22 protein-coding genes and 2 pseudogenes are annotated in these 22,906 nt (G+C 59.8%); 20 read left to right on the top strand and 4 right to left on the bottom strand.

Features of this window, described 5'->3' with window-relative positions:
• Window positions 1-4 precede the first annotated feature (4 nt).
• Both IHQ72_RS13385 and IHQ72_RS13380 read left to right on the top strand, forming a co-directional pair.
• Entirely contained in the window at window positions 5-1,003 is a 999-nt protein-coding gene (locus IHQ72_RS13385; protein ID WP_258122858.1) for a 4-hydroxyproline epimerase, read from the top strand.
• Window positions 1,004-1,146: 143 nt separating this feature from the next.
• Window positions 1,147-2,137 (top strand): annotated as a pseudogene (locus IHQ72_RS13380) (GlxA family transcriptional regulator).
• A gap of 437 nt (window positions 2,138-2,574) precedes the next feature.
• On the opposite strand, the gene IHQ72_RS13375 reads toward IHQ72_RS13380, so the two are convergent.
• A complete protein-coding gene (locus IHQ72_RS13375; protein ID WP_258122857.1) occupies window positions 2,575-3,750 on the bottom strand; it encodes a Fic family protein in 1,176 nt (391 codons plus the stop codon).
• Window positions 3,751-4,182: 432 nt separating this feature from the next.
• Between IHQ72_RS13375 and IHQ72_RS13370 the strand changes: the two genes are divergently transcribed.
• From IHQ72_RS13370 to IHQ72_RS13335, 8 genes are all read left to right on the top strand, one after another.
• Window positions 4,183-4,380: an efflux RND transporter permease subunit gene (locus IHQ72_RS13370; protein WP_258122856.1), complete on the top strand. Its 198-nt coding sequence runs from the start codon at window positions 4,183-4,185 to the stop codon at window positions 4,378-4,380.
• A gap of 23 nt (window positions 4,381-4,403) precedes the next feature.
• Window positions 4,404-4,565: a hypothetical protein gene (locus IHQ72_RS13365; protein WP_258122855.1), complete on the top strand. Its 162-nt coding sequence runs from the start codon at window positions 4,404-4,406 to the stop codon at window positions 4,563-4,565.
• A 577-nt stretch (window positions 4,566-5,142) separates the two neighbouring features.
• Window positions 5,143-7,455, top strand: coding sequence for a patatin-like phospholipase family protein (locus IHQ72_RS13360; RefSeq protein WP_258122854.1), 2,313 nt, complete (start codon window positions 5,143-5,145; stop codon window positions 7,453-7,455).
• A 190-nt stretch (window positions 7,456-7,645) separates the two neighbouring features.
• Complete coding sequence (locus tag IHQ72_RS13355) at window positions 7,646-7,807, top strand: GMC oxidoreductase (protein ID WP_309508852.1); 162 nt, start codon at window positions 7,646-7,648, stop codon at window positions 7,805-7,807.
• An 888-nt stretch (window positions 7,808-8,695) separates the two neighbouring features.
• Window positions 8,696-9,664 carry a helix-turn-helix domain-containing protein gene (locus IHQ72_RS13350; protein WP_258122853.1) on the top strand — a complete coding sequence of 323 codons (969 nt, stop codon included), beginning with the start codon at window positions 8,696-8,698 and terminating at the stop codon, window positions 9,662-9,664.
• Between the two features lie 147 nt (window positions 9,665-9,811).
• Complete coding sequence (gene adh, locus IHQ72_RS13345; protein ID WP_258122852.1) at window positions 9,812-11,329, top strand: aldehyde dehydrogenase; 1,518 nt, start codon at window positions 9,812-9,814, stop codon at window positions 11,327-11,329.
• Between the two features lie 67 nt (window positions 11,330-11,396).
• A complete protein-coding gene (locus IHQ72_RS13340; RefSeq protein WP_258122851.1) occupies window positions 11,397-11,735 on the top strand; it encodes a DUF779 domain-containing protein in 339 nt (112 codons plus the stop codon).
• A 91-nt stretch (window positions 11,736-11,826) separates the two neighbouring features.
• Window positions 11,827-12,042, top strand: a complete 216-nt coding sequence (locus IHQ72_RS13335) for a DUF1858 domain-containing protein (protein ID WP_258122850.1) — start codon at window positions 11,827-11,829, stop codon at window positions 12,040-12,042.
• Here IHQ72_RS13335 and IHQ72_RS13330 read toward each other — a convergent pair.
• Window positions 12,039-12,743, bottom strand: coding sequence for a Crp/Fnr family transcriptional regulator (locus IHQ72_RS13330; RefSeq protein ID WP_258122849.1), 705 nt, complete (start codon window positions 12,741-12,743; stop codon window positions 12,039-12,041). The genes IHQ72_RS13335 and IHQ72_RS13330 overlap by 4 nt on opposite strands.
• Window positions 12,744-12,894: 151 nt before the next feature.
• Between IHQ72_RS13330 and IHQ72_RS13325 the strand changes: the two genes are divergently transcribed.
• From IHQ72_RS13325 to IHQ72_RS13305, 5 genes are all read left to right on the top strand, one after another.
• Complete coding sequence (locus tag IHQ72_RS13325; protein ID WP_258122848.1) at window positions 12,895-13,341, top strand: pseudoazurin; 447 nt, start codon at window positions 12,895-12,897, stop codon at window positions 13,339-13,341.
• A gap of 301 nt (window positions 13,342-13,642) precedes the next feature.
• Window positions 13,643-14,746, top strand: coding sequence for a copper-containing nitrite reductase (nirK, locus tag IHQ72_RS13320; protein ID WP_258122847.1), 1,104 nt, complete (start codon window positions 13,643-13,645; stop codon window positions 14,744-14,746).
• A 200-nt stretch (window positions 14,747-14,946) separates the two neighbouring features.
• Window positions 14,947-15,399: an SUMF1/EgtB/PvdO family nonheme iron enzyme gene (locus IHQ72_RS13315; RefSeq protein WP_309508851.1), complete on the top strand. Its 453-nt coding sequence runs from the start codon at window positions 14,947-14,949 to the stop codon at window positions 15,397-15,399.
• Between the two features lie 21 nt (window positions 15,400-15,420).
• Window positions 15,421-15,867, top strand: a complete 447-nt coding sequence (locus IHQ72_RS13310; protein ID WP_258122846.1) for a group III truncated hemoglobin — start codon at window positions 15,421-15,423, stop codon at window positions 15,865-15,867.
• Window positions 15,868-15,965: 98 nt separating this feature from the next.
• Entirely contained in the window at window positions 15,966-16,397 is a 432-nt protein-coding gene (locus IHQ72_RS13305; protein ID WP_258122845.1) for a potassium channel family protein, read from the top strand.
• Window positions 16,398-16,424: 27 nt separating this feature from the next.
• Here the strand turns inward: IHQ72_RS13305 and hemN are convergent.
• Window positions 16,425-17,797 (bottom strand): annotated as a pseudogene (gene hemN, locus IHQ72_RS13300) (oxygen-independent coproporphyrinogen III oxidase).
• A gap of 132 nt (window positions 17,798-17,929) precedes the next feature.
• Here hemN and IHQ72_RS13295 point away from each other — a divergent pair.
• The gene (locus tag IHQ72_RS13295; RefSeq protein ID WP_258122844.1) at window positions 17,930-18,658 is read left to right on the top strand and encodes a Crp/Fnr family transcriptional regulator; all 729 of its coding nucleotides are present in this window, start codon (window positions 17,930-17,932) and stop codon (window positions 18,656-18,658) included.
• A gap of 31 nt (window positions 18,659-18,689) precedes the next feature.
• On the opposite strand, the gene IHQ72_RS37080 is transcribed toward IHQ72_RS13295, so the two are convergent.
• A complete protein-coding gene (locus IHQ72_RS37080; RefSeq protein ID WP_374120349.1) occupies window positions 18,690-19,448 on the bottom strand; it encodes a hemerythrin domain-containing protein in 759 nt (252 codons plus the stop codon).
• On the opposite strand from IHQ72_RS37080, the gene ccoN reads away from it, so the two are divergent.
• The 4 genes from ccoN to ccoP are packed head-to-tail and all read left to right on the top strand — an operon-like array spanning window position 19,353 to window position 22,733.
• A complete protein-coding gene (ccoN, locus tag IHQ72_RS13285) occupies window positions 19,353-20,963 on the top strand; it encodes a cytochrome-c oxidase, cbb3-type subunit I (protein WP_258122843.1) in 1,611 nt (536 codons plus the stop codon). The genes IHQ72_RS37080 and ccoN overlap by 96 nt on opposite strands.
• A gap of 11 nt (window positions 20,964-20,974) precedes the next feature.
• Window positions 20,975-21,706, top strand: a complete 732-nt coding sequence (gene ccoO, locus IHQ72_RS13280; protein ID WP_258122842.1) for a cytochrome-c oxidase, cbb3-type subunit II — start codon at window positions 20,975-20,977, stop codon at window positions 21,704-21,706.
• Between the two features lie 11 nt (window positions 21,707-21,717).
• A complete protein-coding gene (locus IHQ72_RS13275; RefSeq protein WP_258122841.1) occupies window positions 21,718-21,867 on the top strand; it encodes a cbb3-type cytochrome c oxidase subunit 3 in 150 nt (49 codons plus the stop codon).
• Between the two features lie 2 nt (window positions 21,868-21,869).
• Window positions 21,870-22,733, top strand: a complete 864-nt coding sequence (gene ccoP, locus IHQ72_RS13270) for a cytochrome-c oxidase, cbb3-type subunit III (protein WP_258122840.1) — start codon at window positions 21,870-21,872, stop codon at window positions 22,731-22,733.
• Window positions 22,734-22,906 lie beyond the last annotated feature (173 nt).

Raw genomic sequence — 22,906 nt, 5'->3', positions numbered from 1 at the left:
TACTATGCGCCGTAGTTTCTTCTGCATCGATTCCCACACCTGCGGCAATCCGGTCCGCCTGGTCGCGGGAGGCGGCCCCTTGCTGCCTCATATCCCCATCGCCAAGCGACGCGACCTGTTCGTGCGCGATCATGACTGGGTCCGGCGAGCACTGATGTTCGAGCCGCGCGGACACGACATCATGTCGGGCGCGATTATCTACCCTGCGTACCGTCAGGACTGTGATTTCGCCGTGATCTTCATCGAAGTCAGCGGATGCCTGCCGATGTGCGGTGCCGGCACCATCGGCCTCGTGACAGCGGCAATCGAAGAAGGTCTTGTAACCCCCCGAGTCCCGGGCAAACTCTCAATCGAGACTCCGGCTGGGAGGGTTGATGTCCAATACGAGAAGCCGGGCGAGTTTGTAGACTCCGTCCGGATGTTCAATGTAGCCAGCTATCTGCATGCCGCGGACGTCACCGTCGATATCCCTGGTCTCGGTCGGCTCGTCGTCGATATCGCCTATGGCGGCAACTACTACGCTGTCGTCGAGCCGCAGGAGGCGTGGCAGGGCCTGGACGGCATGTCGGCAAGCGACATCGTGGACGTCAGCCGCAGTCTGCGCGAAGCGCTCGAACCCGTCTGCGATCCAGTTCATCCCGAAGACGAAAAAATACGCGGCGTGCACCACGCCATCTGGTGCGACACGCCCTCAAGCAGCAATGCCGACGGCCGCGGCGCAGTGTTCTACGGCGACAAGGCGATCGACCGTTCGCCAGGCGGCACAGGAACTTCGGCTCGCATGGCGCAACTATATGGGAAGGGACGACTAAAGGTCGGCGACGCCTTCCGCCAGGAAAGCCTAATCGGCACGGTGTTCGAGGGCCGCATCGAGGCGGAAGCCGACATAGGCCCCTTCAACGGCATCAAACCTAGTATCGGTGGCTGGGCGCGGGTCATCGGGCACAACACAATATTTGTGGACGATCGCGATCCGTTGGCCCACGGATTCCAGATAGTTTAGGCGAAGCTGAATGGCAGGACCGGTGTTCGCGACGACACTTGTTCTGCGACGGTCACGTCGTTCATGGGCTATGAGGGGACGACAGCTGCTGCCATTGCTGCGAGCGGGAAAACGGTTTCGACAATGCACAGGTTGAGACAATCATGAAATCAGCCAATGACGTTGCGGAGATCGACCGATTGAAAATCGGCTTTATTCTCGCTCGCTCCTTCACCCTTTCCGCGTTCGCGCTGTTCGTCGACACGCTCAGACTGGCGAGCGACGAGGCCGACAAATCCGGCAGGGTTTTGGCCGATTGGCAGCTCCTGGCAAGCAGCCGAAACCTGATCACCTCCAGTTGCGGAGTCCAGGTCGCACCGACATCGGATTTCGTCGATCCGGGCGAGTTCAACTATATCGTCGTCGTGGGTGGTCTCCTGAACAGTGAATTCCCGGTCGACAGCGAGACAGTCAGCTACCTCAAGCGAGCCGCCGCTGCGAAGATTCCATTGATTGGGGTCTGCACGGGAACGTTCATCCTGGCCGAGGCTGGCTTGATGAAGTACCATCAGACTTGCGTCAGCTGGCTCCACTTTCAGGCTTTCCGCGAGCGCTTCCCGGATCACGCGGTCAGGGGCGGACCGTCTATTCAATCTTGATCGTACTAGGGGATCATGTGCCGGCGGCAGCAGCGCTGCGGATATGGCGGCGTCAATCGTCAGACGCCATATCAGCAGAGAGGCCGAGAGAAACGCACTCGAAGTGCTGCAGATCGACAAGGCGCGCTCGGCATCGGACATCCAGCCGCGCAGGCCGCTTTCCATCGAGAGCCACGATCCGCGACTCAAGGCGGCGCTCATCATCATGGAGAACCACGTTGAGAATAGAATCTCCATTCCCAAATTGGCGGCCTTGGTTGGACTATCCCGAAGGCAACTCGAGCGCCTCTTCATGGAGAAAACAAACAGTTCTCCGGCACTTGTTTACACAAGGGTGCGTCTGGAGCGAGCGAAATACCTCCTGATGCAGACCCGGGCTCCGATGATCGAGATCGCCATCGAAGTCGGGTTTGAAAACGCCTCGCATTTCTCGAGGCTCTTCCGCCAGACTTATGGCCAGCCGCCCAGCAAGTTCAGATCGGCAGTTTCGAACTGACTTGTCGACATTTTTCCACGGCCGCTTTGGGTCAACCATCCCATTCGCACGTCGTTGCCGCCGATCACCGCACGGATAGCCGAGCGGCCATTCGAGGCCAGAATTTCTGTATTAGGTGCGACGTGTGTCTTCGATGAGAAGGAGAGTCGCAGCGCAAGGCCCAAATGTTTTCTTTCGAACCGCATGACGTTAGCCGATATAAATGAACTCACCCATGGATGTTTTCTGGTAAGCCTTTGATATACATGAATATGGTGGGCCCGGAGGATGTATCAAGAACTTTGATTTCATTGTCTTTTTCGCGGGCCAAAATCAGAAATCTTCCGGTATCGCTCCGTATGGTTCCGCGCCTAAGCAAAGGACGCTGCACAAGATGGGGCTTCATGCAGGTCCTAGGATGTGGGCTTTGCGTGGTATGATTTCGCGGTTGGTAGCGATCAGCCGCCGCTGTCCAATTCCGTTCCGGTTCGCAGGCACTCCAGATAGGCGCGATAGGCGAAGCTGCGGTCGCGCTTCCTCCCCGTGGTTTCCACGAGAATGTTGGCTTCGGTAAGAGCCTCGATCGCACGGATCGCGGTCGGCTTGCTTGCGCCGATCAACTTTATGGTCGAGGCAACACTCACGATCGGATGACGCGGCAATTGCTCGAACAGTCTCACTGCCGAGACGGAGGCGAACTGGGCTTCGAGCAGTCGCACCCGGTCCGCAGATACGAGATTGAACAGTTCCCGCGCCGAGGCGACGGCTTCATCTGAAATCGTGGCGACCCCATCGAGAAAGAAGTCGATCCAGCCCTCCCAGTCCCCTTCCAGCCGGACCAGATTGAGTCGCCGATAGTACTCTTCCCGGTGGCGTTTGAAAAACAGGCTGAGATAGAGGAGCGGCGCCTTCAGCAAGCCCCAGTGCTCCAAGAGCAGCGCGATCAGGAGCCGCCCGATCCGCCCGTTGCCGTCGAGATAGGGATGAATGGTCTCGAACTGCACGTGGAGAAGACCCGCCCGCACCAGCTTCGGTAGCGGATCGTCGACGTGGATGTATTTCTCAAATTCGCTGAGAAGCTGGGGAAGCTTATCAGGTGGCGGCGGGACGTAGGCCGCATAGCTTGGCCGGCTCCCCCCGATCCAGTTCTGGCTGCGGCGCACGTCTCCGGGCTGCTTGTTCGAACCGCGCACGCCGCGCATCAACCGCTTGTGTGCCTCGTTCAGGAGCCGCATGGAAATCGGCAGCCCCTGCTTCGACGCTAGCTGGTCGCGGGCATAGGCGAGCGCATCGAGATAATTCGTGACCTCTTCCACATCGGCATTGGGTGCCGGCCTCTCTTCGGCCTCGAAAGCGAGAAGGTCCACGAGTGATGCCTGCGTGCCCTCGATCTGCGACGAGATCACTGCCTCCTTGCGCACGAAGGCATAGATGAACCAATCGAGGGAAGGCACCATATCGCCTGCGAGATCGAGCCGAACGAGCGCCTGCTCGGCTTCCCGCAGACGATGTTCGAGCTTGCCTTCAACAAAGAGTGCCGGGCGCGCAGGCGGCAGATCGAACGGGATGAACGCATCGACGTGCTCTGCGCCAGCGGTTACGCTCTCGTATCGGCCCGTTGTTCGCTTCGGCATTTTCATGACGCCCAGTTGGGAACAGCTTCGTTCGGATCGTGGCGAGCAAGGAACGACAGCGTTCCTTGGCGACCTCTCTGGGAACGAAGTCTTTACTAGCGCTGAGTGTTAGTCAAGAAAGCGTTCTTAGCGCCAGTGCCTTAATAGATTGTCGCCGACGACCCGGGCGGTTTTTTTCAGTCCCTGATGTGGCTCTGCCCTCACCTACCGCCGAAGCTGCCAACCGCGCAGTTGGTCGGTTCGATGATCGAGGGAGGCATACATGAGGGTCAAGCCTACGCAGTGAGGAAGGACACAACGCCGGGAGCTCGAAGGGCTTCGCCGCGCCAACTTCGGTCGTTCAGAGCGGCCGCTACAATGTCGGCTGCTTGGGGGCATTCTTGACATTCCGTCATCGGGGTGGTCGCCGCGATGTTGCCGACGGGAACTCCTATGGGCTTGGTAGCGCAACTTGGTGTCATTGCTCTTGCCGGCATGATCATCCGCAATGCCGTGATCCTTATTCAGGAAGTAGACGAGAATATTGCAAGAGGCCACACACCACTCGATGCGGTCGTTAACGCCTCTATTCAGCGAGCCAGGCCTATCGTGCTCACGGCCTGCGCGGCAATCCTCGGCATGATACCATAGCTACCCAGATCTTCTGGGGGCCGATGGCCTTTGCAATCATCGGTGGCCTTGCGATCGCCACAGGGCGCACGCTTTTGCTGCTTCCTTGCCTCATGCTTTGGCTGCTTAAAGCCGAAGCCGACCGCAAAATCAGCTCTCCGTCGCGTCACTTCATGATCGAACGAGACTCGGCCGATGCCAGCTAGGACGTCGTCCGCCCGCCTCGCCTCTCCTTCAGGCTTGTCAACGGTGGAGTGACCGAACCGTCGTGCGAGTTTCCTCACCCCAGGTAGTCTCTCGAACACCTTTAAAGGCTCATCCCCGTCATACCTTGGCTCTTGCAGCGCTCAGTCGGTGGTGCCGCCAACTCCGGGCGCGGCCGCGTCAAATCTTCGGGGCCAGCTTGTCTTGGCGCGCCTCTTTCCCGAAACTGAACAAAAGAAAAGAGAAAACTTCGTGTGCACGGCGCGTGCATGTCACCCTCTAACCACTTGTTTCTAATTCCTATCCGTCCAGTCCATCATTGGCAGGACGGTCAAAGTAATGAAATTAAGCACTTAAGCGATGGATTTGGTGGGTGTGGCAGTCTGAAGCGAACTGGTCTCTCGCCGAGCTTCCCTGATAAAGGCAAAAAAACAGGGAATTTTCGCGCAAACCGTCGATATTGGCGGTCCCCACCCCATTATTGTTACGCAATTTCAGTTGTTTAGGGCAGAAATTCCCTTATGCCTTTATCAGGGAATTCATTTGGACGAGCAGGGAAACATTCCCGCATCGCAGTGATTGGATCAGGCGGGCAATGGCGAGTATCTGCCCTTGGTCGGTGACTTTATGAGCTTCAACGAAATCATCGAAACGTTGAATCGACAGGGACATGAATTCTCATTCAAGCAAGTCCCCAAGGACGTCTTCGCTACGCTCTTTCCCGGGGCCGCCGAGGTGGCAGAGACGTTTAGCTACTTCGAAGCTCATACGTACCTGGGTTCGAATTCGTCCGACGAAATTGCGCTCGCAAACAAAAATAGCAGGCAGGCAAGCGAGCAGGTTCGCGACGTGGGCTCAAGTGAATTTCCCGGCCCAAAAGACGGACGCCGAGAGCGGCGTGGCGGCCTGATCGTGGCCCTTGCTGGGAGCCAGAGATGGCCCAGCGGTCAGTCCGGCGCCTCAGCCGTTCGGCGGCTCTCATGTGTGGTATCATTCGGCATGGCGTCCAGCACCCTCGAGGAGACAAAAGTCATGGATTCCCAAGGGATGGCTCAGATGTCCTCCGTCGATTCTCTTGCAGCGAGTTTATTGTCGGCGACATTGATGTTCGATCGGGCGTCGTTGCTGGCGCTCGAGGCTTTAGCTGCCGAATCCGACCGTCGGGTCCTGAGACGCGGTGAGGTGCTGGTTCGCGAAGGCGATGCGTCGGACAGGTTTTTCATCGTGCTGTCTGGACGCTTTACGGTACACAAAGGAGATTCGACTAGCTCGGTCGCCGAGATCGCACAGGGTGAACTCATCGGTGAAATCGGTTTCTTCGCGGGACTACCCCGCACGGCCACTGTCCTTGCAGCGCGCGATTCGATCGTCCTTGAAATCGGTCGCAATCATTTCGAGAAGGCGGCCGAGACATTGCCGAGCCTGAAAGAGGCGGTCACGGTATTTCTGGCGCGCCGGTTTGCCACCCAATCTCCGAGTTCGTCGCGTCTCAAGGAACCTGCCAAGATCCGAACGCTTGCGATCATTGCAGCCGGCGGAAGTCGCATCTCACCGGTGCTCATCCAGCACCTGCGGCAAGCGTTCGACGCGGCCACGCGCGCTCGGTTCGTTTCCCGGCTTGACATCCAAGCGAAGTTCCCAGGTCTTCCGATCGACGACCAGCCGATCCTTAACTGGTTGAACGAACTGGAGGCGGAAGCCCAATTCATAGTCTATGTTGCCGATGAGGAACCTAATGAATGGACCCAAATCTGCATTCGCCAGGCCGATACCGTCCTGTTGCTGGCCAACGCGTCCTGCTCGCCTCGCCTGAACCCGTCTGAGGAACTGACGCTATCGGTCCATCCGCCATCGACCAGTCGGCTTGTCCTAATTCACGACAGTCGCTCGGCTGCGGTCTCCGGTACCTCTGCATGGCTCGATGAGCGACCCTATGTTGACCAGCATCATCATGTTGCGCTGGACGACGGGTCTGATTTCCAGCGCCTGGTCCGATTTATTTCGGGCAAGGCACTGGGCTTCGTGGCGGCAGGGGGTGGGTCCCTCGGCAGCGCTCATTTAGGCGTCTACAAGGCTTTCGTCGAGGCGGGCGCTTGCTTCGACTATCTCGGCGGGACAAGTTCCGGAGCGGCGATGATGGCCGGCTTCGCAAGAGGCTTGGATGCCGAGCAGATCGACCGAGGTACCCACAACATATTTATCAAGAGCCGGGCGTTTCGCCGTCCCACCTTGCCGCATTTCGCGCTTCTGGATCACAAAGCGTTTGATCGGGCCCTTCGGCTGGAATACGGCGACGTTCTGATCGAGGATCTTTGGCTTCCGTTCTTTGCGCTTTCGACCAATCTGAGCAGCCGTCAGCCCCATGTCCACCGTCGTGGAAAGCTCTGGCACGCCGTTCGGGCGTCCGGCTCCATCCCGGGTGTCCTGCCGCCGTTCTTTACAGATGACGGCGATATGCTGGTGGACGGCGCTATCATGAACAATTTGCCGCTGGAGCAGATGAAGGAGCTCAAGACCGGACCCAATGTCATCGTTACCTTCGGGTCGAGTGCACCGCAGAAATACGACATAGACTATGACCGCATCCCCGGAGCTTCCGAACTGGCATTGGCCTTGCTGAACCCTTTCGGTCGTGCCCGCTTGCCTCGGGTTCCCAGTATGCTTCAGGTCATTGCCTCGAGCATGCTGGCACACCGGCCGCAGGACATTGCCGTCGGCGAAGAGGATATCTTGGTCTGTCCGGAGCTTTCCAACACGATCAGCTTCATGGATTGGAGTCGGCATTCCGGGTTGTTTTTGGATGCCTACGACCGCACGACCCGATGGATCGAGGAACATCTCCGCCAGAACGACTCAGGGCTCCGAGCGGTGCTCGGCACCGCGCACGATTAACATGGCCTATAGTCCAGACCCTTAGCGACGGCGGCGACGAGCCGCTCCGCTGCCGAAGTAGACGCCGAAAAAGTATGGCCGAGGTTAGCTCTAGCAAGGTCGTTGCGAGAGTCGAACAACTGAATTTCAAATCGACCGGCCAGTCCACGCGGCTGAGGGTCGTTTGCCCTGAGACAGTTCAACCTGCAAGATGGGCAGCACAAGCGACACGCTGGCTGTGATGACGCCGTCCGGAAAAGTGATCGGCATGGAGGGGCTCCACGTCATCGACGCTTCGATCATGCCCACCATACCTTGTGCCAACACCAAAGTTCGAAATCCCGGGAGCTCGCCCGAAACATTACACACTTGATCTCCAACCGGCACACCATCATTCCTCCCTGAACGCCGGCTCGATCTGATCGGCCAAGGGAAATTTCTCAGACGTGTACCTACCAACGCATTATCTCGGACGATGCTTCGGCAATTGTCGGGCAATTCGGATCGCGCCTTCGCCGGTCACGCAGAGCAGGCCAACATCCAGGCAAAACGCTACGGTAGCCAGAAGACGAGAGAGCGCTTGATCGGATGTTCGGCTATGTTCACTGGGGCTAACGTCCGGTATCGCGAACAGGAGCGGAGCCCTAAGCACGGTGTCCTTGCAAACGTCCACTTAGCGTTCAAACAAGCTGCCATTCGCCATTGCCCATAAGATTGCCCGACAACGCAAGAAGGGACGCTCTGCCGTTCGGGAGCCGACATGGCAGCTCGATCCCGTGTCGAACATAGGCTGGGCGGAGCGAGCGCCCTTCCCGAGACTCACCGGAGATTCCTTCGCAATCGCCTTTGCGAAGATCTCCGCCCCATTTGCGGGAGGGGGTTCGAGTCCATGTTGTGGGTCTGTTTCAGAAAATACAATAAAATCAAATGGTTATAGGTGGATTTTGGTGGGCCCGGAGGATGTATCAAAACTGTTGATTTCCTTGACTTTTTCGTGGGCCAAAATCAAAAAGCTTCCCGTATTGTTCCGCACGGTCCCGCGGCTGATCATAGTCGTTCCTCTTTGCTCTCGATCAATGAATGCCCAATTCATGCTGGTAGGCTTTGGGGGCACCGGCAAGGAACGACTTTCGATTGGCCAAACATCACTAACTGCCAGGAGAACATAGAGGATTTGCCCCATCTGGTTCTTCTGTCGAATTGACAATGCGGTGATTGAAAGCGGAACCTGGCGCTACAAGAAGTGGGATGGGAGGATAGCATGGGCGAGGACCTATCCGGTCATCATGCCGACCGCATTCAGGCGGCGATCGCTTCGGACGCGGCAGCGAAGTCCGCGCTGGTTGCCTCCTGGCGGCGGTCTTCCAGTTTGCATCGGCTCGATCCGGCCGATCGCAGTCCTCCCCGCTACCTGACGGAGGCGGAATTGGGGGAGGCACGACAACGCATCGAGCCGCTCGTCCGGGCTGCTCAATCGAGTCTGGACCGGCTCTATCTTGCGGTGGGCGGCGTAGGATGCTGCGTTCTGCTCGCCGATCGTAACGGGGTGCCAGTAGAACGGCGCGGCGCGCCTGTGGATGACGAGACGTTTCATTCCTGGGGGTTGTGGACCGGCTCCGTCTGGAACGAAGAGAGCCAGGGCACCAACGGGATCGGCACCTGTCTGGTCGAACAGCGTGCGCTGACGATCCACCGCGATCAACATTTTCACACGCGCAACACAGGACTCAGCTGCACCACCGCTCCGATCTATGATCACCGGGGGGATCTTGTAGCCGCGCTTGACGTCTCCTCCTGCCGAGCCGATCTGACCGAAGCCTTCGCCAATCTTATTTCGGTGGCCGTGACCGACGCGGTGCGCAGGATCGAGGCGGAGAACTTCAGGATGGCGTTTCCCAAGGCGCGAATTCTTTTGGCGCCGGTGACCGACAAGGGCTCCGGCGCGTTGATTGCCGTTGATGCGGACGACCTTGTGGTCGGCGCGACCCGATCGGCTCGCCTGGCGCTTGGAATTACCCAACATTGTCTCGACAAGCCGATGCCCGCGGCCGATCTGCTCGGTTGGGCTGAGAGCGGCCCCGAAGTTCTCGCCGAGGCCGAGCGCGGCGTACTCCAGCGCGCGCTCGCGCGCGCAGACGGAAATGTCTCGGCTGCAGCTCAGGCGCTTGGCATCAGCCGCGCGACGCTTCACCGCAAGCTCAACCGCCTGGATGTCCACCGGTCTCACTGATCCTTTCTAATCTCCGCCTGACTGTCGCAATTCTGCGACACATCCCGCCCGGCCACTGTCCTCGGCCCGGTGACAATGGCGGCGGAAATCGCAAGTCTCTCTTCCGAAGCGTCGCATCCCGCGACGCCAGCTTTGGGAGGAAGACACATGAACAAGGTTGAATTCTCACGCTCGGTCAAGGCGCCCTTCGACAAGCGCTACGGCAATTTCATCGGCGGCAAATGGGCGGAACCGCACTCTGGCCGCTACTTCGAGAACTTCTCGCCGGTGAACGGCCAGTTGCTGTGCGAAGTGGCGCGTTCCGACGCCCAGGACATCGAGGCGGCTCTCGATGCGGCCCATGCCGCCAAGGACGCTTGGGCACGCACCAGCGTGGCCGAGCGGTCGCTCGTCCTCAACCGCATCGCCGACCGCATGGAGGAAAACCTCGATCTCCTCGCTCGCGCCGAAACTTGGGACAACGGCAAGCCGATCCGTGAAACGACCGCGGCCGACCTGCCTTTGGCCATCGACCATTTCCGCTATTTCGCCGGCGCCTTGCGTGGCCAGGAAGGCAGCCTTTCCCAGATCGACGACGATACCGTCGCCTATCATTTCCATGAGCCGCTCGGCGTGGTCGGCCAGATCATCCCCTGGAACTTCCCCCTGCTGATGGCGTGCTGGAAACTTGCTCCCGCCCTTGCGGCCGGAAACTGCGTGGTGCTGAAGCCTGCCGAGCAGACCCCGGCAGCTATCTTGCTCTGGGCCGATCTTATCGGCGATCTTTTGCCGCCGGGCGTGCTCAACATTGTCAACGGCTTCGGCCTCGAGGCCGGCAAGCCGCTCGCGTCGTCGCCGCGCATTGCCAAGATCGCCTTTACCGGCGAGACCACGACGGGCCGCCTGATCATGCAATATGCCAGCCAGAACCTGATCCCGGTCACGCTGGAACTGGGTGGCAAGTCGCCCAACATCTTCTTTAGGGATGTCGTCGCCGAGGATGATGATTTCTTCGACAAGGCGATCGAAGGCTTCGTCATGTTCGCGCTGAACCAGGGCGAAGTCTGCACCTGCCCGAGCCGCGCGCTCATCCATGAATCGATCTATGACAGGTTCATGGAACGTGCCCTCAAGCGCGTCGAGGCGATCGTGCAGGGCGATCCGCTCGATCCGGCAACAATGATCGGTGCCCAGGCCTCGTCCGAGCAGTTGGAAAAGATCCTGTCCTACATCGACATCGGCCGCCAGGAAGGCGCGGAGGTGCTGATCGGCGGCGCCCGCAATGTGCTGCCCGGCGATCTGGCGGGCGGTTATTACGTCAAGCCGACGGTGTTCAAGGGCCACAACAAAATGCGCGTCTTCCAGGAGGAGATCTTCGGGCCGGTGGTCTCGGTGACAACCTTCAAGGACGATGACGAAGCGCTCAGCATAGCCAACGATACGCTCTACGGCCTCGGCGCAGGCGTCTGGACACGTGACAGCAACCGCGCCTACCGCTTCGGCCGCGCGATCCAGGCTGGCCGCGTCTGGACCAACTGCTACCACGCCTATCCGGCGCATGCGGCCTTCGGCGGCTACAAGCAGTCCGGCATCGGCCGCGAGACCCACAAGATGATGCTCGACCACTACCAGCAGACCAAGAACATGCTGGTCAGCTATAGCCCGAAGAAGCTCGGTTTCTTCTGATCGCTGCTTTGGCTCACCGGCGCGGCCCCATAGGGGGTCGCGCCCAAGCTGGAAATCGGAAAAACCCATGCATGCGAAGGTCACGGCAACGCCGGCAGCGCTTGAACTGATCGCGGAGATCGTTGCCGAACACGGTTCGGTGCTGTTCCATCAATCCGGCGGCTGCTGCGACGGCTCTTCGCCCATGTGCTATCCGCGCGCCGGCTTCATCGTCGGCGACCAGGATGTGCTGCTCGGCCACATCGGCGACGCGCCGTTCTACATCGGGGCCTCACAATTCGAGGCCTGGAAGCACACCGACCTCATAATCGACGTGGTGCCTGGCCGCGGCGGCATGTTCTCGCTGGACAACGGACGCGAGAAGCGGTTCCTGACGCGCTCGACGATCTGCGCTGTTCAGCCGTGATGTGCATGAGGCTGCTTCTTCTTTGTCTTGGCGCAACGAGCATCCCGTAAAGCGAATGCAACATGTCCGCTTCCAGACGCGGGCAAGCGGCATGAAACGCAAATTCAGCGACGATGCGACGATGGACGAAATCATGCACGGGTCGCCGGCTGCCATCCGGGTCGTACTCCAGCGCGGCATGCTTTGCGTCGGCTGTCCGATTGCTTCGTTCCACACCGTTTCCGATGCCGCACGGGAGCACGATCTGGACGAGGAAGAACTCAGCTACGATTTGCGGACCGCAATCGAAAGAACCGACTCCGATTAGCTTTTCTCCACGCGACCTTCGGCGATCAGAAGGAGCTGGTGGGGCTCGACCACGGTGACCTTCTGACGTCCGCTTTTGACCAATCCCTGGTCTTCCCATGCCGAGAGCAGCCGGCTCACCGTATGGAGCGTCGTTCCTGTCATCTCGGCAATGTCCTGACGTGAGATCGGGAAGTTGATCAGGATGCCTTCCTCGGTCTTCTTGCCCGTCTGCTTGACCAGTTTGAGCAGCGCATGGGCGACGCGCTGATCTACCTGCTCGGTGGACATCTCGATAACGCGCGTATGGGCATCCTGCAGCCTGCTGCCGACTGTCTTGTAGGTGTTGGTAGTAAAGCTCGGGAAATCGGCTGCGAATGTTGGCCACAGCTGGCTTGGCCAGGCGAGAGCCACGCAATCGACGGCGGCTATCGCGTTTGCCGGATAGGTGGTGCGGCCAAGCGCATGGGCAATGCCCATCAACTCGCCCGGGCTTATGTACCGCACCGTCACCTCGTGCCCGTCAGGGGTCGATTTCATGACGCGCACATGTCCATCGAGCAACAGGAAGAAGGAATGGGCTTCCTGCTCCTGCTCGAACACAGGTTGGTCCTTGGCAATCCGGAGCGACCTGGCCTGGCCGACTATGCGGTCGAGATCCGCGGCGGCCACGCCCTCGAAGACAGGCAGCCCTGCAATCAGCGAACGATCGAGGCTACCCAACCCTGTCCCTCCCGAATTTGATCGCGGTCACAATACAGCACCAGGGCTGTTTTTGCTCGCGAGTTTGCGCCAGCGCAAATCGTCAGGTCTCCCGGTCCAGTAGAAGAGCGCAACGGTTGATGCCGTGACGAACTCAAGAAAGGATTTCCAAATGAAACTGCCCCTGATCGCTGCGGCCATCGCTCTGCTCTCAATCGCCGGTGCCGCAAATGCCGAAGAACACGTCGTGCAGATGTTGAACAAGGGAGAGAAAGGTTCGATGGTTTTCCAGCCTGCCTTTGTTCGGGCGGCGCCTGGAGACACGATCAAGTTCGTGCCGACCGACAAGTCCCACAACGCCGAAAGCATCAAGGGCATGATCCCGGACGGAGCTGAAGCTTTCAAGGGCAAGCCCAACGCGGAAATTGCCGTGACCGTGACCCAGGAGGGGGTCTATGGCGTGAAGTGCGCTCCACACTACGGCATGGGCATGGTCGCACTGATCGTGGTCGGCAAGCCTGTCAACCTGGCAGCAGCGGAAGCCGTCAAGCAGGTCGGAAAAGCCAAACCAGTATTCGCCGAACTGTTCGCCGAAGTGACCAAGACCGCCTCTAACTAACCTTTTTCACAGATCCCCTCCGGTTCGGCGGCCGGGGGGAAGGCCGGGTGGACCAGGGGAGAGGTCCAGCCCGGCCTATTTCATTCCCGATTTCATGCAGCAGAGCCGATGCCCTCCGATCTAATGGGAGTTGCCCTCTCTCAGGCGCGGCTTCCCATCCGGTTCGGCGTCCACGTTGGTACATGCAGTCTCCAAAACACAGAAAATTGCATCAACGTTTTGGATTTGCGTTAGCGCAAAGACTTGGCCGGAGCCGAGACTATTCTGACGACATCGAATGGCCGAAACCAAGGAGATGGAAATGCTTACGAGACGCGAAGCTTTGTTGGGTTCTGTTCTTACCGCAGCCGCGGTCGCCACCGTTGGTGCAATGCCGGCCGTGGCAAGCGCCAAGGGTGTCGCCGGGCTGCCCCGTGAAAAGGTAACCCTGGTCCCGCCGCCGTTCGTCCATGCTCATGATCAGGTCGCCAAGGGCGGTCCAAAGGTCGTCGAATTCATCATGACGATCGAGGAAAAGCCGGTGGTTATCGACGCCGACGGCACGCAGCTCAATGCAATGACCTACAACGGCTCGATTCCCGGTCCTCTGATGGTCGTGCATGAAGGCGACTATCTCGAGCTCACGCTCGTCAACCCCGACACCAGCACCCTCGCCCACAACATCGATTTCCACGCCGCCACCGGCGCGCTTGGCGGTGGCGAATTGACGCTGGTCAATCCGGGCGAGCAGGTCACGCTGCGCTTCAAGGCGACCCGGAGTGGAACGTTCGTCTACCACTGCGCACCCGGCGGCGCGATGATCCCATGGCACGTGGTCTCGGGCATGAGCGGGGCGGTGATGGTGCTGCCGCGCGACGGCCTCAAGGACGATAAGGGCAAGCCCGTTCACTACGACCGCATCTACTGCATCGGCGAGAACGACTTCTACATCCCGCGCGACGAGCAAGGGCAATTCAAGAAGTACGAGTCGGCCGGCGACAACTACGACGAGACCATGAAGGTCATGCGCGGGCTGATCCCGACGCATGTTGTGTTCAACGGCAATGCTGGTTCGCTGACCGGCGACAATGCCATGAAGGCGAAGGTCGGCGAGACGATCTTGATCGTTCATTTGCAGGCGAACCGCGACACGCGTCCGCACCTGATCGGCGGTCATGGCGACTTTGTCTGGGAACAGGGCAAGTTCGCCAACCCTCCCGCGAAAGACCTGGAAACCTGGTTCATTCGTGGCGGATCGGCCGGCGCGGCGCTCTACACGTTCCTGCAGCCAGGCATCTACGCCTATGTGAACCATAATTTGATCGAGGCAGTCGAACTCGGCGCGACCGCGCACTTTACCGTCGAGGGAAACTGGGACGACGATCTGATGATGCAGGTCGAAGCGCCCAAGGCGATCGCCTCGTAGACGGGAGATCCGATCCTCAGTGCAACCCGGCGGCGGAGCCAAAGGGTTGTACTCGCAGCCGGACTTGATGCCATGTCCTTCGACCCTGTCTTCACCTTCGGAACAATTGCGGCTGCCACACTGATCAGCATGGGCATAGCCCATACGTTCGGCGAGAGTCCTCTGAAGTTCTCCCAACCGGTCGCCGTAAGCGAACAGACGTGGAGTGGGCCTATGCGGCCAGTGAACGGTTCCGAGGTGACATTGAGGGCGGCGAAAGCGACCCGAACAACCCGGCGCGCCGGTGGCTGACACAGTATCGCCTGGAGGCCTCGCTCGGACGGAAACCTGATCCAGAGCCGAGGGCTCAAGGGTCCTTCGGCACCAATTCAAAAGGCCTGGCGGATATTGCGGGAAATGTCTGGGAATGGACCTCGACATGTTATTCCCACGCCACGATAGATATTGATGGTAAGCGGACCGCGAGTTCGATCGACAATTGCGGCGTGCACGTCGTTGAGGGGTTCCACCGCACCTACATGTCGAACTTCATCCGGGACGGAAAGAGCGGCGGTTGCGCAGTTGGCACGCCGCCCGACAATCTGGGTTTCCGGCTTGTCCGCGACCAGCCCAGTCTCGTGCAGGTTGCCCTTCGGCGCCTGGGCTTCTCCTGACAGCATAAACAAGAGTGCATGATGACATTGAAATCAGCTTTGGATCGGGCGCGCCCGATCGCAGAACAGCCTCTGAACCATACTGGCGTCGATCGAAAGTCTGTCGGAAAACTGGTCCGCGAATTCTACGCAAAAGTCAGGAGCGACGAGCGTCTGGGGCCGATTTTCGCGCGCGAGATCACCGGCGACTGGGAGCCACATTTCGAGAAAATGACGGAATTCTGGTGTTCCGTCATCCTCAAGAGCGGCGATTATCACGGACGCCCGGTGCCGGCGCACCTCAAACTCAAGGATGTTACCGAAGCCGATTTCGATATCTGGCTGGCCCTGTTTCGCCAGACGGCGGCTGAACTCTTCGTTCCGGAAACGGCGGCGGTGTTTGTCGACCGAGCCGAGCGGATCGCGACAAGCCTCAAACTCGCGATGTTCTTTCGCCTCGCTCCCGCCATGACGGTCGGCGGCGAATAGGCCTGCCTTGGCGAAAACTCGGCCGGTTGCCCCAAGCTCGAAAGGCCAGGTTTGATTTCGCGCAATGAAAAGGTTCCTCGAAATTCTAGTCTCCTGGCATGGCCCTCAATCTCTTCCTCGGTACGATCGTCATAAGCCTGACGGTCCTCATTCACACCTTTGGCCTCATCGCCGTCACCCATGCGATGGGACATCTGGTGGCGCGATTTCGCATGCATGGGCGGCGAAGCCGGGTTGTGGCAATGATCAGCGTGGTGATGGGCCTCTTTGCAGTCATGACTGCCGAGGTCTGGCTGTGGGCCGGTGTGTACCGCCAACTCGGCGTTTTGCCGGACTTCGAGACGGCGCTTTACTTTTCGACCATCACCTTTTCGACGGTTGGCTATGGCGACGTGGTGCCGGCCCACGACTGGCGTGTCCTGGCGGCACTGGAGGGCGTGAACGGGTTTCTTCTGATTGGTTGGTCGACTGCCTACCTGATCGCAGCCGGAACGCGCATCGGCCCGTTCAGGGTTGGCGAGCACTTTTAGAGCCAACGATCGGCCCTGCCGTCTGGTTTAGACGGCCAGGGAATGTCTGCCCGTCCGGTCTGAAAGTATCTGTCGAATTTCGCCGCCACGACCCTGACAAGCGGGCGGCTCTCCTGCGGCACGACGAAGTTTTCACCGTCGAGCAGAAGCAACCTGTCTGCGCCGTTGATGGCGAGACGGCTTGCTGCAGCCAAAAGCTTCTGCCCGACGTCGCCGAAACGTTCGACCAGTTCGATCGCCGAAAAGGCGAAATGGCACATGAGGCGCTCGATGATCCATCCTCTAGCCAGATCATCGACACTGAATTCGACACCGCGCGTTGTCGCCAACTGTCCGGAATTCGCAGCCTTCTCGTACTCACCCGTCGCGACGATGTTCTGTGCGTAACCTTGTCTAAACCGGCTGATCGCCGACGGTCCGAGACCAATCAGGGTCTCGCAGTTGTCCTCGGTATACCCCTGGAAATTACGGCGGATATTGCCGGCGCGAGCCGCGACCGCGAGCGCATCATCCGGCCTTGCAAAGTGATCGAGTCCCAAAACCTCGTAGCCTGCATCCACGATCAACCGCGCGGCAAGCTGCGATTGAGCCAACCGTTCGGCGGATTGGGGCAACCAGGCTTCATCGATCATCGTCTGATGCTTCTTGAACCAGGGGACATGCGCATAGCCGAACAGGGCCATCCTGTCGGGCTCCAGTGTCAACGCCTGGGCGACCGTCGCGGCGACGCTCTCAAGGGTCTGGTGCGGCAGTCCGTAAAGCAGGTCGAGGTTTACGGAATTGACTCCGCGTGCGCGCACCGCGTTCACCACGCTCCTGGTCAGTACGAAACTCTGTTCGCGATTGATGGCCTTCTGCACCTTGGGATCGAAATCCTGCACGCCAAGGCTCGCTCTTGTCATGCCGATCGCGGCGAAGGCGTCGAGGCGGCCTTCATCCATGTCGTTAGGATCGATTTCGACACTGAGGCTGGCATTGTCGAGAAAATCGAAGCGGTCCTTCACGGCTTTCCCAAGTGCAAGGATGTCCTCCGGCTTCAGCATGGTCGGCGAGCCACCGCCGAAGTGGACAGCGCGCACCCGGCCCTTCCCGCTCACAAGGTTGCCAACCGTCTCGATCTCTTTATGCAGCGAGCGCAGGAAGGTTGCCACCGGCGCATAATGCCGTGTCTGCTTGGTGTGGCAGGCGCAGAACCAGCACAACCTGTCGCAGTACGGAATATGCAGGTATAGCGATATCTCATCATCGGCTTCGAGCGCTTTCATCCAGCCGCGAACCGTTATGGCGTCGACGCCAGGGTGGAAGTGCGGGGCGGTCGGATAACTCGTATAGCGCGGGACGGTCTCGCCCAGGCTGGCGGTCGAAGTCGTGCGCGTATCGTTGGCTGCTGTCGGCTGCATGGCGGGCAATCTGCCCGTACCGCGATGACGAAGCCTTGATTTCAATCAAGGCGGCCGGGCACGGACAAACTGACGCAACAATTCTCGAGGCGACGGTGGTATCCTGCCGGCATCTTGACCTCGGGCGATGCAATGACCGTCAGACAGGACATTCACAGTGCCGGCATTCCTGTGCTTTGCCAGTCTTGCGAGGCACGGCACCGGGGCGTCTGCGGCGCGCTCGATGCCGACCAGCTTGTCGGGCTCGCCAAGTCATCGTCCAGGCACAGGGTCGAGCCGGGGGTCGAACTGATCGGCGATGCCGAGACCGTCGACAGCTATTCGAACGTGCTTTCCGGCGTGGTGAAGCTGACGAAGAGCCTCTCGGACGGACGCCAGCAGATTGTCGGCCTCCAGTTCGCCCCAGACTTCCTGGGAAGGCCGTTCAAGGCGGAAAGCGAGATCAACGCCGAAGCGGCAACGGTCGTCTCGCTTTGTTCGTTTCCGAAGACGACCATCGAACGGATGATGAAGGAATCGCCGGAGCTCGAGCATCGCCTGTTCAAGCAGGCGCTGGATGAACTCGACGAGGCGCGCGACTGGATGGTGACGCTGGGGCGCAAGACCGCGGGGGAGAAGGTAGCGAGCTTCCTGCTGATGATCGCCAGGAACATCGATCCCACGGTTGACTCGACCGCCAGCTCGGCGACCTTCGATCTGCCGCTGACACGCGCGGGTATCGCGGACTTCCTCGGTCTGACGATCGAGACGGTGAGCCGCCAGCTGACCAGGCTGCGAACCGACGGCGTGATCCGGATCGAGAACAACCGGCATGTGACGGTGGACAGCGTCAGTCGGCTGGAGCAGCGCTCCGGCGCCTAACCTAGCAACGCGGTCGACCCTCATAGAGGTTCTAGCCTGGATCAACGATTCCGATCTTCGGCAGGACGTGCTCGCGTTCAAACGCGATATGCCGGCGCAGGCTCTCGAAGAACCCGCGCAGCATGAACCCGATCGCTTCGGCATTGTCGATCGTTTTGCCATGGCCGATCGCCAGCAGAATCTCCGTTACCTCGCCAGCAAAGCATTCGTCTTCGACATGTTCAGCGCGCAGTCGGCGGATTGAGGCAAGATTGGCTTGTCCGCTGCTTGTGGCCGCCTCATATGCCGGAAAGATGATCGTCTCTTCATAGTGATGGATGTCGCGCAGCAACGGAATAATGGCGTTGGCTGTTCCCAGGCATTTCAGCCGATCGACGCTCGGCAGGTCATCGGCGATTTTTTCCAGGGCATCGCAAAGCTGCAGTTTTTCCCGGTGCGCTCGCTTCATCACCGCGGCCGGGATCGCCTCTCTGCTCGATCGATCCGCAAGCATCGCGTTTTCGCGACGCCTTTCGAACAACGACGGTCCTCGCTCCCCGTTCAATAGCAGTCTCCCGTTCCTTGGCCGGACCGAAGCTGCCCAATCCAAAACGAAGCGGCTTTGACCTGGATCAAGGCGACGCCGAAGCAACTGCGGAATTGGTGCCGATGCGGATCGATGTCCGCGTACGGACTCCAAGGTCGGGGACATGCCATGAAATTCGGCACGGAAATTGTTCTGTTGTGCTTCTTCACCTTTCTGGCGCTGGTGGCAGCCGGCTTTGGTGTCGACGAACCTTTCCGGCAGCACATGTGGGTGCTGTTCTTCGTGCTGCTCGGGTTTGTCGTTGTCCTTCTGCGCAACACCAGCTTTACAGCCCCCGCCCCGATTGACCCCTCGGCCTATATGGACGGGCCGATCCGCTACGGTGCCATCGCCACCATGTTCTGGGGCGTCGTCGGTATGCTGGTCGGCGTGGTCATAGCGCTGCAGCTTGCCTACCCTGATCACAACATTCAGCCGTGGTTCAATTTCGGCCGCTTGCGGCCGCTGCACACGTCCGGTGTTGTCTTCGCGTTCGGCGGCAACGCGCTGCTTTGCACTTCATTGTATGTCGTACAGCGCACCTGCCGCGCCCGGCTCTTCGGCGGCGATCTCGCCTGGTTCGTGTTCTGGGGCTATCAGCTTTTCATCGTCATGGCCGCGACCGGTTATCTGCTCGGCATCACCGAGAGCCGCGAATACGCCGAACCCGAATGGTATGTGGACCTCTGGCTGACCATCGTCTGGGTCGCCTACCTGCTGCTCTTCCTCGGCACCATCCTTAAGCGCAAGGAACCGCATATCTACGTCGCCAACTGGTTCTACCTGGCCTTCATCGTGACCATCGCGATGCTGCATGTGGTCAACAACCTGTCGATGCCCGCGTCCCTCCTGGGCTCGAAGAGCTACTCCGCCTTCTCCGGCGTCCAGGATGCCCTGACGCAATGGTGGTACGGCCACAACGCCGTCGGCTTCTTCCTGACCGCCGGCTTCCTTGGCATGATGTATTATTTCGTGCCCAAGCAGGTGAACCGGCCGGTCTATTCCTACCGCCTGTCGATTATCCATTTCTGGGCGATCATCTTTCTCTACATCTGGGCCGGGCCGCATCACCTGCACTACACCGCCCTGCCCGACTGGGCGCAGACGCTCGGCATGGTCTTTTCCATCATGCTTTGGATGCCTTCCTGGGGCGGCATGATCAACGGCCTGATGACGCTGTCGGGCGCCTGGGACAAGATCCGCACCGATCCGATCGTCCGCATGATGGTGATGGCCATCGCCTTCTACGGCATGTCGACCTTCGAAGGTCCGATGATGTCGATCAAGGCCGTCAACTCGCTGTCGCACTATACCGACTGGACCATCGGGCATGTCCATTCCGGCGCGCTCGGTTGGGTTGGCATGATCTCGTTCGGCGCGATCTACTACATGGTGCCGAAGCTCTGGAACCGCGAGCGGCTCTATTCGCTGCGCCTCGTCACCTGGCACTTCTGGCTGGCGACACTGGGTATCGTTGTCTACGCCGCCGTGATGTGGGTTTCCGGCATCATGCAGGGCCTGATGTGGCGCGAATACGACGAGCAGGGCTTCCTGGTCTATTCCTTCGCCGAAACCGTCGCCGCCATGCACCCTTACTACGTCATGCGCGCCGTCGGCGGCGCCATGTACCTCTGCGGCGCCCTCATCATGGCCTGGAACATCGCCATGACCATCCTCGGCTACCAGCGCGAGGAGCAACCAATGCCGGGCTCCATTCCCGCCCTCCAGCCTGCACAATAAGGAGCCAGACAATGGGCTTGATGGACAAACACGCGATCATCGAGAAGAACGCCACGCTTCTTCTCATCGGCTCACTGCTGGTGGTCACGGTCGGCGGCATCGTCGAGATCGCACCGCTCTTCTATCTCGACAATACGATCGAGAAGGTCGAAGGCATGCGGCCTTATTCGCCGCTCGAACTTGCCGGACGCAACATCTATGTGCGCGAGGGCTGCTACCTCTGCCACAGCCAGATGATCAGGCCGTTCCGCGATGAAGTCGAACGCTACGGCCACTACAGCCTGGCGGCCGAGTCGATGTACGACCATCCGTTCCAGTGGGGATCGAAGCGAACTGGGCCGGATCTCGCCCGGGTCGGCGATCGCTATTCGAATGAATGGCACGTCCAGCATCTTGCCGACCCGCGCTCGGTGGTGCCGGAATCGATCATGCCGAGCTACGCGTTCCTGAAGGACGCGCAGATCGACGTGAAGGACTTCTCGACGCATCTGGTTGCGAATGCGCGCGTTGGCGTCCCCTACTCCGATGACATGATCGCCAGCGCCAACGCCGATGTGATGGCACAGGCCGGCCCGAGTGCCGACACATCCGGCCTGGAGAAACGCTATCCGAAGGCCAAGATCGGTGACTTCGACGGCAATCCGCAGCAGGTCACCGAGATGGATGCGCTGGTCGCCTATCTTCAGATGCTCGGCACGCTGGTCGATTTCAAGACCTATGACGAAGCCGCCGGTTACCGCTGAGGAGGACGACCATGGATTACAACCTCATGCGGGAGTTCGCGGATAGCTGGGCGCTGCTCGCCATGGCTCTCTTTTTCGTTGGATGCGTTGCTTTCGCACTTCGCCCTGGCAGCCGCAGGCAAGCCGATGAAGCCGCCCGAATTCCTCTCAAGGACGACTGATCATGAGCAAAGACGATATCGATGACGTCTCGGGCATCTCGACGACCGGCCATGAGTGGGACGGCATCAAGGAACTCAACAACCCCCTTCCCCGCTGGTGGGTGATAACCTTCTACATCACCATCGCCTGGGCGGCCGGCTACACCATCGCCTATCCGGCATGGCCGATGCTGTCTTCGGCGACGAAGGGCGTGCTCGGCTATTCCAGCCGCAACGATGTCAAGAATGAGCTGGCGGCCGCCGAAGCCGCCAAAGGCAAGTATGTCGCCGCCATCCAGGCGAAGACCGTCTCCGAGATCGCTGCCGACGATGCGCTGCGCGAATTCGCGGTCGCGGCCGGTGGTGCCGCGTTCAAGGTCAATTGCGTGCAGTGCCACGGCTCGGGCGCCCAAGGCTCAGCCGGTTTTCCCAACCTCAATGACGACGAGTGGCTGTGGGGTGGGAGCGCAGAACAGATCCAGCAAACGATCACGCACGGCATCCGCTTCGCCTCGGATCCCGATACGCGGCAGTCCGAGATGCCTGCCTTTGGCGACATCATCACGCCCGAGCAGGCCACGCAGGTCAGTACCTATGTCGCCAGCCTCTCCGGCCCGGTTCACAATGCAAGCCTGATCGAGCCCGGCGCCAAGGTCTTCGCGGAAAATTGCGTAGCCTGTCATGGCGCCAACGCAAAAGGCAACAAGGAGTTTGGCGCGCCCGACTTGACTGATGCGATCTGGTTCTACGGATCCGGCGAAACAGCGATCGCCGCCCAGGTCCGCGCGCCGAAACACGGCGTGATGCCGGCCTGGATCGGGCGGCTCGGTGAAACCACGGTCAAGGAACTTGCCGTCTACGTCCATTCGCTTGGCGGTGGAGAATAGGAGGCGGGGGCCTATTCTCGGCCCTCGACTGCCCAAGCGACGAGGCCCGGCCAGTGCCGGGCCTCGATTTGCTTCCGGCATCTGAAGATTGACCTGCATCAACGCGGCGTGACCCGTCCGGCGGCAATGTTGCTCGACGCCGGCAAAATCATCTGTTGCGCGCAAGTGGAGAT

The sequence above is a fragment of the Mesorhizobium onobrychidis genome (assembly GCF_024707545.1).
GTDB classification, from domain to species: domain Bacteria; phylum Pseudomonadota; class Alphaproteobacteria; order Rhizobiales; family Rhizobiaceae; genus Mesorhizobium; species Mesorhizobium onobrychidis.
This window is presented reverse-complemented; position numbering and strand designations above follow the sequence as displayed.

Coding starts and splice junctions, on each gene's coding strand:
- IHQ72_RS13350 (WP_258122853.1), top strand. CDS start 8,696: ATGGGCGAGGACCTATCCGGTCATCATGCCGACCGCATTCAGGCGGCG.
- IHQ72_RS13385 (WP_258122858.1), top strand. CDS start 5: ATGCGCCGTAGTTTCTTCTGCATCGATTCCCACACCTGCGGCAATCCG.
- ccoN (WP_258122843.1), top strand. CDS start 19,353: ATGAAATTCGGCACGGAAATTGTTCTGTTGTGCTTCTTCACCTTTCTG.
- IHQ72_RS13340 (WP_258122851.1), top strand. CDS start 11,397: ATGCATGCGAAGGTCACGGCAACGCCGGCAGCGCTTGAACTGATCGCG.
- IHQ72_RS13275 (WP_258122841.1), top strand. CDS start 21,718: ATGGATTACAACCTCATGCGGGAGTTCGCGGATAGCTGGGCGCTGCTC.
- nirK (WP_258122847.1), top strand. CDS start 13,643: ATGCTTACGAGACGCGAAGCTTTGTTGGGTTCTGTTCTTACCGCAGCC.
- IHQ72_RS13335 (WP_258122850.1), top strand. CDS start 11,827: ATGAAACGCAAATTCAGCGACGATGCGACGATGGACGAAATCATGCAC.
- adh (WP_258122852.1), top strand. CDS start 9,812: ATGAACAAGGTTGAATTCTCACGCTCGGTCAAGGCGCCCTTCGACAAG.
- IHQ72_RS13295 (WP_258122844.1), top strand. CDS start 17,930: ATGACCGTCAGACAGGACATTCACAGTGCCGGCATTCCTGTGCTTTGC.
- IHQ72_RS13365 (WP_258122855.1), top strand. CDS start 4,404: ATGGCCTTTGCAATCATCGGTGGCCTTGCGATCGCCACAGGGCGCACG.
- IHQ72_RS13375 (WP_258122857.1), bottom strand. CDS start 3,750: ATGCCGAAGCGAACAACGGGCCGATACGAGAGCGTAACCGCTGGCGCA.
- IHQ72_RS13355 (WP_309508852.1), top strand. CDS start 7,646: ATGGGCAGCACAAGCGACACGCTGGCTGTGATGACGCCGTCCGGAAAA.
- IHQ72_RS13325 (WP_258122848.1), top strand. CDS start 12,895: ATGAAACTGCCCCTGATCGCTGCGGCCATCGCTCTGCTCTCAATCGCC.
- IHQ72_RS13305 (WP_258122845.1), top strand. CDS start 15,966: ATGGCCCTCAATCTCTTCCTCGGTACGATCGTCATAAGCCTGACGGTC.
- IHQ72_RS13310 (WP_258122846.1), top strand. CDS start 15,421: ATGACATTGAAATCAGCTTTGGATCGGGCGCGCCCGATCGCAGAACAG.
- ccoO (WP_258122842.1), top strand. CDS start 20,975: ATGGGCTTGATGGACAAACACGCGATCATCGAGAAGAACGCCACGCTT.
- IHQ72_RS13370 (WP_258122856.1), top strand. CDS start 4,183: ATGGGCTTGGTAGCGCAACTTGGTGTCATTGCTCTTGCCGGCATGATC.
- ccoP (WP_258122840.1), top strand. CDS start 21,870: ATGAGCAAAGACGATATCGATGACGTCTCGGGCATCTCGACGACCGGC.